The sequence below is a fragment of the Acinetobacter guillouiae CIP 63.46 genome (assembly GCF_000368145.1).
Taxonomy (GTDB): Bacteria; Pseudomonadota; Gammaproteobacteria; order Pseudomonadales; family Moraxellaceae; genus Acinetobacter; species Acinetobacter guillouiae.
Window position 1 is genome coordinate 354,207 of record NZ_KB849282.1, and the last position, 13,451, is coordinate 367,657.

Below are 13,451 nucleotides of genomic sequence, written 5' to 3' on the forward strand. Positions count from 1 at the left end.
AAATTGTTTTTAGGATGCTGTTCATTGCAGAGCTTGTCAAGTATTGGACAGAACACTTACAACTTCCTAACAATATTCCCCAAAAAACCACACCTAAAAAATACCTTTTAATTTGTTATTTAAGGCATTCCAACCATTCACAATCCGATCAAAGAATGGTCTTCCACCTTGAACTTCAGGTTCTTCAATCGCCTCTTGCATGTCACTTTGACTAAACAAAAGTAACCCTGCTGCTGTAGCATACATTGAACGACGTAAAGATGGTAAATTCTGATCATCGGTCACCACTTGTAACGGTGGATTGCCTAAGTGTGCAGAGATACCCAACATACGACGAGCCAATGTCACCATGCCTTCAATCTGGCAAACATCACCTGTCAGTACTACACCATGATACAAACTTTGTAGTGCACTACGTTGTTCTAATTCGTATCGTACTTTACCTAAGATATCTTCATAACGTGCGATAATAATTTCAGTCAACTCAATACGACTAATGGTTTGTGGGCCATCAATTGCCTCAAACTGAATCATATGATCCGGTTTAACTTGGTGAATATCAACACAACCATGCAGTAGCTTAATCCGTTCAGCTTCTTCGGTTGTGGTTTGCAACACTGTTGCAATATCACGTGTGACATTTTCACCACCACATTGAATGGTATGGGCTAATGCCAAATGCCCTTCAATATAGACTGCAATATTGGTCGTTCCAGCACCAATATCGAGCAAACAAACGCCATATTCCTTTTCATCTTTCAGCAAACTGCCTTCTGCAGTTGCTAAACAAGATACCACCATTTTTTCAACCGAAATATTGGCGCCTTTCATTGCACGATCCAAGTTCTGCATAGTACTGATTGGCATCATCATCAATTGATAATGGGCTGTCATACTATTGGCAGATAAATTGATTGGGTTCTGTACCCACTCACTTGAATCATCCAGCTCAAAACCTAAAGGCACTGCACTTGCTAAGTAATGATCGGCTGTCATATGACTAGCTTTAGCAAGCTCTAATGCACGCACCACTTCAGTTGTCGTAATGGTATGTTCTGAATTTGAAATCGGCGTACGACCAATCGCATAATGGCTTTGTAATTCGGTGCTTGGAATAGAAACCCAAGCTGAATGAATACGACACTCAGCCATATCTTCAGCTTCTTGAACGGCTTGTTTAATTGCATTTGTGACTTTATCAAGGCTCACAATTTTGCCTTTATTCATTCCTTTATTGCGTGCGCTTGCCATGCCAATAACCTGAATATTATCAGGGGCATGTACTTTACCAATCAGTACTGAAACTTTATGTGTCCCAATGTCAATTGCAACAACTGAGGGAACAGCTTCATTCATCACTTTGCTACCATTATCTTCATTGTTTATGTTTGGCTATATGCCTCTTTTTCAAGCCACGTATTATGGCTGTGCAACCATCCCACCTGCAACGCTTATGTCATTACTGGTTACAACAAACTGACCATTCACAATTTTTGGTGAAATAGAATTTCTCCATTGAATTGCCAAACCATTTCGGTAGCGCAAATCAATGGCGGAAATATTCGACCAAGTAGGTTTCAAATCAGTTTGTGCCAAGTGACTTAAACGTTGTAGCTTACTCATGGTTTGATCTTGATCTACGATCACTCGTAGTCCCGAATCAAACTGCATAAACCAAGTCATACGTTCAGTGAGATAAAGCTCTTTTAAACGTAAGTTGACTGGGTGAAATAATTGATTAATTTCATTATAGCGACGCATCATCACTTTGGATTGGCTGAGCGGCCCATGAAGCAATGGCAGGTTTGAATAATTCTTCGCCACCGCTTCTGTATAGACATCTCCAGCATCACTCAGTAATCGCCCGGTTCCCCAACGAGCGATTGCATGACGTGGCATAATCCGCACGCGAATACCATTTGGCCATGCCCGTGAAACCACAACACGATCCACCCATGATACTTCTAGTGCTTTATCTCGAATCTGTTCTAAATCCGAGGTGAAATAATTATTTTTAACAACAGGTGCCAAATGTTGTGTAATCGCTTGTGATTCTACCGATGAGGTAGTACCTACCACTTGAAGTGTGGCCACCCGAGCATCGGTAATCACTTTATACAGACCATAGATTCCTGCAAATAGCACAGCAATAGCAATGACCATAAGCAACCAGCTTCCCACGTTGAGAAGCTTTTCCTGACGTGTTGGCGGCTTATCGTGTATTGATGTAATAGCCGCACGTTTGCGACGCATCGAAGCAGGAAGTTGAGCCATAAACTTAGTGTGCTTGTTCCGTGAGCGTTTGCGCTAAAATCGCAACACACAATTCATCAAAGCTATAACCTACAGCTTTTGCAGCTTTAGGAACAAGCGAGTGACTGGTCATGCCAGGTACTGTATTCACTTCTAACAACCAGAAATGACCTTGTTCATCTAACATCGCATCAATCCGTCCCCAACCACTGGCACCGACGGCTTGGAAAGCACGTAAACACAATTCTTGTAAGTTCTTTTCTTCTGACTCGCTTAAACCACATGGAATACCATATTCCACGTCATTACGGTTATATTTTGCTTCATAGTCATAGAATGCAACATCAGCAGGCGGTTGCAAACGAATCACGGGTAATGGCAAACCATTGAGGAAAGAAATAGTGTATTCACGCCCCGTGATCCATTTTTCAGCCATCACCACAGCATCATGTATTGTGGCTTTTTCAATTGCAGCAGCAAGGTCTTCCGCTTTTTCAACCTTGCTCATACCAACACTAGAACCTTCATGTACAGGCTTAATGATGAGCGGTAAGCCAAGGCTTTCAATCACTTCAGTTAAATCAGAATCTTTGGAAATAATACGATACGGTGCTGTCGGTAAATCTGAACCTTGCCAGATTTGTTTGGTTTTAACTTTGTCCATACCAATCGCTGAACCCTGAACACCTGTGCCTGTATACGGTACATTCATCCATTCTAGCGCGCCTTGGATTTGACCATCTTCACCACCACGACCATGCAATACAATAAATGCGCGATCATAGCCCACGAGTTCCGTCACACTACGCTCTTGTGGATCGAAGCCTTCAGCATTCACCCCCGAACGTAATAATGCTTCTAAAACAGCTTTACCACTATCTAATGACACCTCACGCTCAGCAGATTTCCCACCAAGCAATACCGCTACTTTGCCGAATTTAGAAGCATTTGACACGTTTAAATCCTTAAACTTATAAGTTAGTCAATTTAATTTCTAGGCTTTATTCAAATCCAAATTTAAACAAAGCCAAATCAATTATTTTAAATACAGTTGGTTTTGAGCCAATTCTACAGAAATTGCTCCCACGTTACCCGCACCTTGTGTTAATAACAAGTCATTCGCTTGTAACACTTTTTGTATCGCGTTCTGCAAATTGCCTTCCACTGGGTCAATCAAGATCGGTTCAACTTCGCCACGCAGACGAATACTCCGCGCCAAAGAACGACTATCTGCACCAACAATCGGTTTCTCACCTGCAGAATATACTTCTAACAACAACAATTGATCGACTTGTGACAACACATCTACAAAATCATCAAAACAGTCACGAGTACGACTATAACGATGTGGCTGGAACATCATCACCAAACGACGATCTGGATGGCTGGCACGTGCAGCTTTAATGGTCGCTTCAACTTCTTTCGGATGATGCCCATAATCATCTACAAGTTTTACAGTGCCTTCATCCAACTCAAACTCACCTTGAACTTGGAAACGGCGACCTACACCACTAAAGCTTTCTAAGGCACGTGCGATCGCAGCATCAGAAACACCTTCATCCGTTGCAATACCAATCGCAGCCAGTGCATTTAGAATATTATGCAAACCTGGAAGATTAATGGTTAAACGTAATGGTTCACGACCTTTACGCAATACCGTAAAGCTTGATTGCATACCGACTTGTTCAACGTCAATTGCGCGAATATCATTGTCTTCATCAAAACCATAGGTCAGCACTGGGCGACCAATACGTGGCATGATTTCACGAATATTAGCATCATCACCACAAACTACAGCCAAGCCATAGAACGGCATTTTCTGTAAGAATTTGATAAAGGTGTCTTTAAGTACATCAAAACTACCGCCATAGGTATCCATATGATCTGCATCAATATTGGTAACAATGGCCGCCATAGGCTCTAGATGTAAAAATGATGCATCTGATTCGTCTGCTTCTGCGACAATAAAACGACTAGCACCCAACGCAGCATTAACACCGGTACGGTTTAACAGACCACCGATCACATAAGTTGGATCCATGTTTTCTTCTGCCAACATGCAGGTCACTAAACTGGTTGTGGTGGTTTTACCATGGGTTCCTGCAACCGCGATACCATGACGATAACGCATCAATTCACCCAACATTTCTGCACGGCGCACTACTGGTATACGATTTTCAATTGCTGCTTTTACTTCTAAATTTTCAGGGTCAATTGCAGTAGAAACAACCAGTACATTTGCACCTTTGATATTGTCTGCCGTATGTCCAATAAAAACTTTAATGCCGTTTTCTTCAAGTTGAACCGTTGTTTTTGATGCCTTAATGTCAGAACCAGAAACCTTATAGCCTTGGTTTTTCAATACTTCTGCAATACCACACATCCCAGCGCCACCGATACCCACAAAATGGATATGTTTAATACGGCGCATCTCTGGAATTTTAATTAGGTTTTTTGCTTTATCAGCAGGGCTTGTTGGAGACATAATCAACTCTAACTTACAAATCTTGAATTAAACCAACCACACGTTGTGTTGCATCTGGTTGAGCTTGTTGACGAGCTTTTACCGCCATTTCCATCAATAATTGGCGGTTCATCAACGGTGTTAGTAAATCCTTTAACGAATCTGGAGTCATGCTCTGCTGCGGACAGATTTTCGCAGCACCTGTTTTCTCCAAAAATCTTGCATTGGCAGTTTGGTGATCATCCACCGCACTTGGTAATGGCACAAATACAGCCGCCACACCAGCAGTCGCCACTTCAGTGACTGTTAGTGCACCTGCACGACAAATAATTAAATCTGCGTTGCTATAGGCCAGTGCCATATCTTCAATAAATTGCTGAACCTCAACCTGTATATTTGCAGGTGCATCCGCATATAAAGCCTGTGTGGTCTCTTGTTTATTTTGCCCACACTGATGAAATACTTTTAATGGAACATCAAATTGTTTTAAGGCTTGAGGTACACATTCATTCAGAGCTTGCGCACCCAAAGAACCACCGACAATTAAAATATGTAAAGGTTCAGCCGCATTTTCGCGTTCTTTATAACGAAAAGAAGGATTATAAATTGCGGTAATTTCTGCCCGTACAGGATTACCTGTCGTCACAATTTTTTCACTTTTCGGAAAAGTATCTGGAAATGCTTCGCAGACTTTTTTAGCAATTCTTGAAAGCTGGGTATTGGTAAAGCCTGCCACTGCATTTTGTTCATGAATAATCACAGGAATACCCAACAAACGTGCAGCCAAACCACCTGGCCCCGCAACATACCCCCCAAAACCAGCCACTGCATCGACATTGAGCTGTTTCATATAGCGCATTGCGCTCAAGGTTGCTTTTAAAATTTTAAAGGGTGCAGCTAATTTACGTACAATACCATTGCCACGTACACCTTGAATATCAATTTGATAGATTGGAATATCATGTTGTTTTAAAAGTCGATTTTCCATACCTGTCGGAGTCGCCAACCAAGACACTTGGCTGCCTTGTTGTTGCAATTCTTTTGCAACTGCCAGTGCAGGGAATACATGTCCACCTGTACCTGCCGCCATCATCATGATGTGTTTCGGTGTGCTTTGCTGGGGTTCGGTCACGGTCTAATTCTTCAATGCAAAAATAAATATTTAACGAATATCTTAAACAACCAATTGTAATCACAATCCGCTATGGGGAAAAGTTTATTTACTTTTTTTCACCAAGCCTTTCATTGTTTTTTTCTACTGATTTGAAAGTTTAAACTACTTTTATCATTAATCCGTTAAAAAAAGTGGAATTAAACGTTATTTTTTTATATTTCTCGATGATTTATCATTTTTATAGCCAATCGACAGCAAAAAAATAGAGCCGCGAACGACTCTATTTTTTAGTTGAGATTTAGAATGTAGTATCCCAGCTTAAATTAAACTGACTGACCTGCTTCTAGTACATTAAACAAATCATCTGCAATTGAAGTACCAAATTGATCATCAATTTCACGAATACAGGTTGGACTGGTGACATTGATTTCAGTGACATAATTTCCAATCACATCTAATCCGACAAAAACCAAGCCTTTGGCTTTTAAGAATGGTCCAACTTTGGCTGCGATGGCTTTGTCATTTTCAGTCAATGGACGAGCTTCACCCAAACCGCCTGCTGCCAAATTCCCACGCACCTCACCATTTTGAGGAATACGAGCCAAGCAATAAGGTACAGGCTCACCATTAATCAGCAAAATACGTTTATCACCATCCACAATTTCAGGGATATAACGTTGTGCCATAATCGGTTGTGTGCCATTTTCAGTTAAAATTTCAATGGTTGAACCAATATTGACGCCATCTTGATATAAACGGAAGATCCCCATTCCACCCATACCATCCAGTGGCTTAACAATAACGTCACCATGTTCTTTTAAGAATTCACGAATCAAACTTTGCTGTGAGGTCACTAAAGTGGGTACTTGTAGATCTGGAAATTGGGTCGCAAATAGTTTTTCATTACAGTCACGCAAACTTTGTGGTTTGTTAATAATCCACACCCCTTCACGCTCTGCCTGTTCCAAAATATAAGTGGTATAAACAAAGTTCATGTCAAAAGGCGGATCTTTACGCATCAACACCACATCATACGTTGCAAGCGACTCTTTGGCTTTTTCACCTAACTCATAGTAGTGATCATAATCTTCAAAAACCTGAAGCGGTGAAATCAAACCAAATGCTTTGCCTTGGTCAATATATAAATCTTGTTGTAATGCATAGCCTAACTCATGCCCTCGACGTGCAGCCGCCCATAACATTGCCATTGTTGAGTCTTTTTTCAGGTTTACACTTTCGATGGGATCCATCACAACAAGTACGCGCATATTGATGCTCTTATAAAATTTTGGATTGAATGCAGTATAGCGGAGAATCTGGTGTACTTTTTCGAAATTTCGCTAAACTCTTAGCAATTATTGTGAATATGATGATCGAAATGCAACAAGCCATTGTGGGATTTCATTTGGATGAGGAGCAACATTATGTTGCTGAACTTGCGTGTGGGCATCAACAACATGTACGTCATCTTCCGCCTTGGCAGAATCGTCCGTGGGTGTTGACAGAACAAGGACGGCAGGAAAAAATAGGCATGTTTTTAGCGTGTAAAACGTGTGATCTTCAACAAAATAGTTTATAAGTTGAATTAGTTTCTATTCGTCAATAAAAAGAGTTATTCAATGTCGAATCAACCTGACTCAGAGATTAAAAATTACTATAACGAACTTGCACACGACTACGATAACAACCGTTTTAACAACAGTTATGGGCAATATTTAGACCAACAAGAGCGTGCTTTTCTCAAGCGTATTCTCAGTAAAACAGCACCTACACATTGTATGGATATCGGTTGTGGTACAGGTCGTTTACTCGATTATGCCGATTACGGTGTAGATTTCAGCCCTGAAATGCTGAAAGTTGCTAGAGAAAAATATCCACATAAAATTTTGCTTGAAGGCTCTCTGACTGAAATTCCGATCGAAAATCATCAGCTTGAGGTGATTTATAGCTTTCATGTGATCATGCATCAAGACCATGCAACCACAGAACAATTTCTAAATGAGGCGCAGCAAAAATTAAAACCCAATGGCAAGCTTATTTTTGATTTCCCCTCCGCCAAACGTCGACAAGCTGTAAAGCATCAACAACAAAGCTGGCATGCTGCTCATCAAATGACATTGGTAGAGATTGAAAAGCTGCTTGGCACTCAATGGAAGCTGTTTGAAAGTCAGGGCTTTTTATTTTTCCCTATCCATCGTATTCCAACGATTTTACGCCCACTGTTTAGAAGCCTAGACAGCTTGATGTGCCGTTCATTTTTAAAAGAATATGCATCATACTTGGTTGTCGTTTTAGAAAAACAACCGTCAGTAAACAATTAGAATAAGCAGGTGGAATATGCGGCAATATTTACCCAAATCATGGAAACTGCTTTATCAGTTATTACGCAGGTATTGTCGTGAACACCTTTTCTCGAAGCTACAGTTTGCCTTAAAACATCAAACACTGTGGCAATCAGACCAGCAAATTTCAACCCAACAAAGCATCAAGATAAATCATTATTTTGAAAATAAAACCCATAACATTGATCTTGCGATTCAGAGCATAAACGGTTTGGTCATTGAGCCAAATCAAATCTTTTCATTTTGGCATTTGGTAACAGCCCCGACGTTAAACAATGGCTTTAAAACAGGGCGTAATTTGGTCAATGGAAAAATTTCAGAAGATCTGGGTGGTGGGATCTGTCAAATTTCTTGCTTGCTCTATATCAATGCGTTAAAAGCGGGTTTAACCATCACAGAACGACATTCACATTCGATTGATATTTATCAGGAACATGAGCGCTTTACCCCTTTAGGCAGTGATGCAACTGTGGTGTATGGCTATAAGGACTTACAGTTTCAAAATTGTTTAGATCAGGCACTACAAATTCAAATTTTCAGACAACATGACCAACTGGTCGCCAAGTTGGTTGCTCAGCAGTATTTAAAGGAATATGCACTCAAATTTATTGTTGAAGATTCTAAAACCCATCGGATTGTCCGCACCTTGCAAGATCAAAAACAGATTGAGCAAAGTATCTACTTGCTCAATTCACATACTGATTAAGCTTATTTTTCTTGAAATTGTTGTTGGCTATTTTCTATCAGGTATTGATGTGCAGTCCGTGGATCACGCGGTAAGGCCAGTTTGACACGACAGCCCAACTCGATATCATCTTTTTCAAACACAATGATTTCAGCATCTAGCTCGATCGGGCGACCAATTTCAAAATCGGTTTGATCTAAACTTTCTCCCAATAAGTCTGCATATTTCTTTTCTAAGTGCCCAATAGTTAAATCTTGAATCATGACTTTAATCGAGTATTGTTGTCTCGAACATTCAGGTTCACGTTGAATACGTGATTTCTTGATATAACTGTTCTCAGATGCTCTTAACATCAATTCATTGATTAATTTTTTCTGGGCGTGCACGTTGATATTTAAAACCAGCTCAAACTGTTCTAAACCTTTCCATTGAAATGGATATTGCCGAAAAAACATATCCCGCTCAAATTGGTAACGTTGCCAACGTCGTTGGTCAATATGTTTGACCAGCATAATGCCAAGTACAGCAACCACGACGATTATCAATAGAATGAACATTTAAAATGGCACCTAATCCTTTATAGTCCATAAAAATAAGGAGCTTATGCTCCTTATCTTATCCTTTTTTTTAACTTATATACCATATTTCACACGGTAAGCTTCCATTTTTGCTAAAGCATCTTGCTCGCCTTTAGCATCTAGATAATCCATTAAGTCTTTCATGCTAATTAAAGCATGTACTGGAATCTCAAGTTCTTGTTGAACTTCTTGGATGGCAGACAATTGACCTTGCCCTTTTTCTTGACGATCTAGCGCAACCAATACGCCTGCAATTGTCGCACCTGCATTTTTAAGAATTGTGACAACTTCACGAATTGCGGTACCCGCTGTAATCACGTCATCAATAATCCAGACTTTTTTACCTTCTACTGAAGCACCAACCAATACACCGCCTTCACCATGGTCTTTGGCTTCTTTACGGTTAAAGCCCCAAGGCACACTTACACCATGTACTTGTGACAAAGCCACAGCTGTTGCTGCAACAAAAGGAATTCCTTTATATGCAGGTCCAAAGATCACTTCAACGTTGTTACATTGTGTTAATTTATCTGCATAACCTTGAGCTAAAAGCGATAATGCTTCACCATCGTTGAGTAAACCTGCATTAAAAAAATAAGGGCTCACACGGCCTGATTTTAAAGTAAACTCACCAAATTTAAGCACACCACGTGATAATGCGAGTTCGATAAAAGCTTGCGGGTTAAACTGAGCTGGCGTTGACATGAGGTGCTCCAAAATTCATACATTGAGGTTATGACTGCGCATGATACCAAAGAGTAGCTATCCAAGTGATCAAAAAATTTTAAGAGTTGTCTCAATTAACGTAAATGGCTTACGTTCATCCGTCACTAAAGGCCTACTTGAATGGATGGAAAAGTCAGATGCAGACGTGATCTGTATCCAAGAAAGCCGTATTACACATGAACAATGGACCGATAAATTCAAACCCGAAGGTTGGTTTACCCATCTGTTTCCTGCGGAAAAATCAGGCTATGCAGGTACAGCAATTTACAGTCGCTTGCCATTTAAATCGATCCAGAATGGTTTGGGTTTTGAACTTGCCGATAGCCAAGGTCGTTTTATTAGCGCAGAATTTGATGTCGGTTTAGCCAAGCCTGTGCATATCTGTTCACTGTATTTACCTTCAGGTTCATCAGGTGATGAAGCACAAGCCCGTAAAGATCACTTCTTAGAAGAATATCGAAAAATTTTAAAACAATGGCGCGATGAAGATAAGTCGATCATTGTATGTGGCGATTACAATATTGTGCATAAACGAATCGATATTAAAAACTGGTCAGGCAACCAAAAATCTTCAGGTTGTTTACCGCATGAACGTGCTTGGTTAGACCATATTTATGACGAACTGGGCTATGTCGATACATTTCGTGAAGTACGTAAAGAAGCTGAAGTATATTCTTGGTGGTCCAATCGTGGACAAGCGCGTGCTAAAAATGTCGGTTGGCGAATTGATTATCAAGCATGCTCACCTGACTGGAAAGATCGCACAGTCAATGCCTGGGTCTATAAAGATGAATGGTATAGCGACCATGCCCCTGTGATTATTGATTATCAAATTTAAACAGACCATTGCTCAATTTTTATCTAAAAATTGAGCAATTTTGTGAACAAGTGTTCACTGATTACAGGGTAATAACTTACAAATTTTGTCGTGTTATCTTATATTTTCTTCATATCAACAAGCGCATTATACACGCACGGCACAGGGACATTGTCAGGATGACAGCAAAAGGATAGGACGCCGTAGGAAGAAAAGGAAATAAGTATTTTGAATATTTATTTTTCAAGGATGTGACATTGGACGTTGTAATGAGACCCGCATAATCAGGATGATTAGATGCGGGTTTTCTCTTTTTTTAATTTCAATTTTTTTTAGTTTCATTTTTTATTTTTAAAATTTAAATCATTTAGTCAGCCAGTCTGCTGCTCGCTTCAATAAAATATTAAGCGCAAATTGTTAAATTCTGATGACAGCAATCATGCCTTTTAAAATATTTTATCTATTCTTATACTGTACATATTGGCAATTTTGCTACTCTTTCTGTCAAATCAAACAATTGAATATTAGGTTAAGACATGTTGAAAATTTATGGAATCAAAAATTGTAACTCCATGAAAAAAGCTTTTGATTTACTGACTGAACTTGGCTTGAGTTATGAGTTTCATGATTATAAAAAACAAGGCATAGATGCAGAGACGGTTAAACAATGGCTCGATCATATTGGGCAAGATCTTGTGCTCAATAAAAAAGGCACAACGTGGAAAAAACTCAGTGAACAAGAACAACAACTGGCCTTATCGAGTGAACAAGCACTGATTCAAGCGCTTACCACACACACCAGTTTAATCAAACGCCCTGTGATTGATCAAAATGGCCAATATGTAATTGGTTTTGATGAAGATAAAATTAAAGCTTTAAAACTTACAACATAAAAATAATCGAGCAACAAAAAGCCTGATCAATAGATCAGGCTTTTTGTTGCAGTGAATCAATCTGCTTAGTTTGCACGCACCCAAGTTTGGTTGCGACCTAAAGCAGAAATACCCATATAACCACGTAACTTTAACTGATTACCAGCAAGTTCACCTTTGAGTTTATAGGTCTTGCCATTTTTAGGATCTAGAATCGTACCATTGTCATAGTTTTTACCACCGACATTTTTTAAACCATTGACAATCGTCACGCCTTTCAATGATTTATTGTGGTAAGGGCCTTCACATTTGGTACAAGTATTTTCCTCACCTGGTGTTAAAATACTTTGAATTGTTGCCGTCAATGTTCCATTTTTTTGTTCAGTGAATTTCACAATTGCTTTTGGCTGTTTCGTTGTGTCATCAATTGTTTTCCAAACTGTTCCATTGAGTGGATCCGCAGCATTTGCAAGAACTGTTGCTGATAATAAGCCTAATGCAAGTACAATTTTTTTCATTGTTTTGTTTTCCCTAGTCTAATTGACACTTTATAGTATCAAAAATTTACGTCGATTTAGCAATTCTTGAATGTGACTATATAGTGTACCCTTGTAACAAATGTTGATAAATCAACAAAAATAAAGTCAAAAGTTTAACAATATGGAAGGAACATGAAGATTAACCCAGCTCTGAAACAATATCTTACAGAATCTATTCTTAAATCTAGCTTCAAATTTCCAAGTCGTTTCAATCTTCCCCCGGCAACTGCACGTTTTGGAATAGAACAACTCGCACGTGTTTTTCCACAACGTAAAGATGTACAGATCCGTTCTTTGCGCATTGCGGGGATTCGGGCAGAAGAAATTAAACCGCAAGCGCATGCGACTCAAGTGATTTTTCATATTCATGGTGGAGCGTTTTTTGTCGGTTCTATCAAAACCCATCGGGCTTTTTTATCTGAAGTTGCTGCACGTACACAAATGCAAGTTTTACATGTCGATTACCCGCTCGCGCCTGAAAGTAAATTCCCTGAAGCAAGTGATGCGATTTATGATATTTATCAGCAACTTTTAGATCAAGGCGTGCTAGCGAAAGACATTATTGTGTCAGGTGATTCTTGTGGAGCGAATCTGGCTTTGGCACTCGCATTACGAATTAAAGAAGAAAATAAGCAACAACTCCCTAGCGCTTTAATCCTAATGTCACCCTTCTTAGACCTGACCTTAACAGGCGAGTCTTTACGCTATAATCAGAAGCATGATGCTTTACTGTCAATCGAAGCACTTGAATCTGGTATTGATTTTTACGTACCGAAAAACATGGATCGTTCTTTACCCCCACTTTCGCCTATTTTCGGAGATTTTGCAGGGTTGCCTCCAACCTTGGTTCAAATTGGTTCTAAAGAAATTCTTTTGTCAGATGCGCAACGTTTCGAAGAAAAAGCCAAAGCTGCTGGTGTCCAAGTCAATTACAAGCTATATACGGGAATGTGGCATAATTTCCAAATGTTTAGCCCATGGTTTGATGAAGCAAAACAATCTTTAGCAGATATTGCTGAATTTGCTCATAAAATTGACAAAGATTGATCCCAATATTGACC

General features: G+C 39.7%; 15 protein-coding genes. 6 read left to right on the forward strand and 9 right to left on the reverse strand.

The features are described from left to right. Nucleotides 1-93: 93 nt before the first annotated feature. The 6 genes from ftsA to gshB form a co-directional block, all read right to left on the reverse strand. Nucleotides 94-1,356, reverse strand: a complete 1,263-nt coding sequence (gene ftsA, locus F981_RS03945; protein WP_004718623.1) for a cell division protein FtsA — start codon at nt 1,354-1,356, stop codon at nt 94-96. 63 nt (nt 1,357-1,419) lie between these two features. Next, nucleotides 1,420-2,274: a cell division protein FtsQ/DivIB gene (locus tag F981_RS03950; RefSeq protein ID WP_004718624.1), complete on the reverse strand. Its 855-nt coding sequence runs from the start codon at nt 2,272-2,274 to the stop codon at nt 1,420-1,422. A 4-nt stretch (nt 2,275-2,278) separates the two neighbouring features. Then, complete coding sequence (locus tag F981_RS03955; protein WP_004718627.1) at nt 2,279-3,208, reverse strand: D-alanine--D-alanine ligase; 930 nt, start codon at nt 3,206-3,208, stop codon at nt 2,279-2,281. 81 nt (nt 3,209-3,289) lie between these two features. Next, a complete protein-coding gene (gene murC, locus F981_RS03960) occupies nt 3,290-4,738 on the reverse strand; it encodes a UDP-N-acetylmuramate--L-alanine ligase (RefSeq protein ID WP_004718629.1) in 1,449 nt (482 codons plus the stop codon). Nucleotides 4,739-4,751: 13 nt separating this feature from the next. Further along, nucleotides 4,752-5,849: an undecaprenyldiphospho-muramoylpentapeptide beta-N-acetylglucosaminyltransferase gene (murG, locus tag F981_RS03965; protein WP_016539102.1), complete on the reverse strand. Its 1,098-nt coding sequence runs from the start codon at nt 5,847-5,849 to the stop codon at nt 4,752-4,754. Nucleotides 5,850-6,154: 305 nt separating this feature from the next. Next, nucleotides 6,155-7,099, reverse strand: a complete 945-nt coding sequence (gene gshB, locus F981_RS03970; protein WP_004718633.1) for a glutathione synthase — start codon at nt 7,097-7,099, stop codon at nt 6,155-6,157. A 110-nt stretch (nt 7,100-7,209) separates the two neighbouring features. Between gshB and F981_RS03975 the strand changes: the two genes are divergently transcribed. Genes F981_RS03975 through F981_RS03985 form a run of 3 tightly spaced genes read left to right on the forward strand, consistent with a single transcriptional unit; the run spans nt 7,210 to nt 8,879 of the window. Further along, on the forward strand, nt 7,210-7,410 hold the full coding sequence (locus tag F981_RS03975) for a DUF3565 domain-containing protein (RefSeq protein WP_035371612.1): 201 nt from the start codon (nt 7,210-7,212) through the stop codon (nt 7,408-7,410). A gap of 40 nt (nt 7,411-7,450) precedes the next feature. Beyond that, a complete protein-coding gene (locus tag F981_RS03980) occupies nt 7,451-8,152 on the forward strand; it encodes a class I SAM-dependent DNA methyltransferase (RefSeq protein WP_004718637.1) in 702 nt (233 codons plus the stop codon). A 16-nt stretch (nt 8,153-8,168) separates the two neighbouring features. Further along, a complete protein-coding gene (locus F981_RS03985; RefSeq protein ID WP_004718639.1) occupies nt 8,169-8,879 on the forward strand; it encodes a VanW family protein in 711 nt (236 codons plus the stop codon). Nucleotides 8,880-8,881: 2 nt separating this feature from the next. On the opposite strand, the gene F981_RS03990 is transcribed toward F981_RS03985, so the two are convergent. Both F981_RS03990 and pyrE read right to left on the reverse strand, forming a co-directional pair. Continuing rightward, on the reverse strand, nt 8,882-9,415 hold the full coding sequence (locus F981_RS03990; protein WP_004718640.1) for a hypothetical protein: 534 nt from the start codon (nt 9,413-9,415) through the stop codon (nt 8,882-8,884). A 75-nt stretch (nt 9,416-9,490) separates the two neighbouring features. Continuing rightward, entirely contained in the window at nt 9,491-10,141 is a 651-nt protein-coding gene (gene pyrE / locus F981_RS03995; protein ID WP_004718641.1) for an orotate phosphoribosyltransferase, read from the reverse strand. Nucleotides 10,142-10,181: 40 nt separating this feature from the next. On the opposite strand from pyrE, the gene F981_RS04000 reads away from it, so the two are divergent. Both F981_RS04000 and F981_RS04005 read left to right on the forward strand, forming a co-directional pair. Beyond that, a complete protein-coding gene (locus tag F981_RS04000) occupies nt 10,182-11,000 on the forward strand; it encodes an exodeoxyribonuclease III (RefSeq protein ID WP_004718642.1) in 819 nt (272 codons plus the stop codon). A gap of 515 nt (nt 11,001-11,515) precedes the next feature. Further along, nucleotides 11,516-11,872, forward strand: coding sequence for a Spx/MgsR family RNA polymerase-binding regulatory protein (locus F981_RS04005; protein WP_004718643.1), 357 nt, complete (start codon nt 11,516-11,518; stop codon nt 11,870-11,872). 65 nt (nt 11,873-11,937) lie between these two features. Here the strand turns inward: F981_RS04005 and F981_RS04010 are convergent, their stop codons facing one another. Then, complete coding sequence (locus F981_RS04010) at nt 11,938-12,369, reverse strand: DUF2147 domain-containing protein (protein WP_004718644.1); 432 nt, start codon at nt 12,367-12,369, stop codon at nt 11,938-11,940. Nucleotides 12,370-12,522: 153 nt separating this feature from the next. On the opposite strand from F981_RS04010, the gene F981_RS04015 reads away from it, so the two are divergent. Further along, nucleotides 12,523-13,437 (forward strand): alpha/beta hydrolase, encoded by a 915-nt coding sequence (locus tag F981_RS04015; RefSeq protein ID WP_004718645.1) that lies wholly within the window; start codon nt 12,523-12,525, stop codon nt 13,435-13,437. The last annotated feature ends 14 nt before the right edge of the window (nt 13,438-13,451 follow it).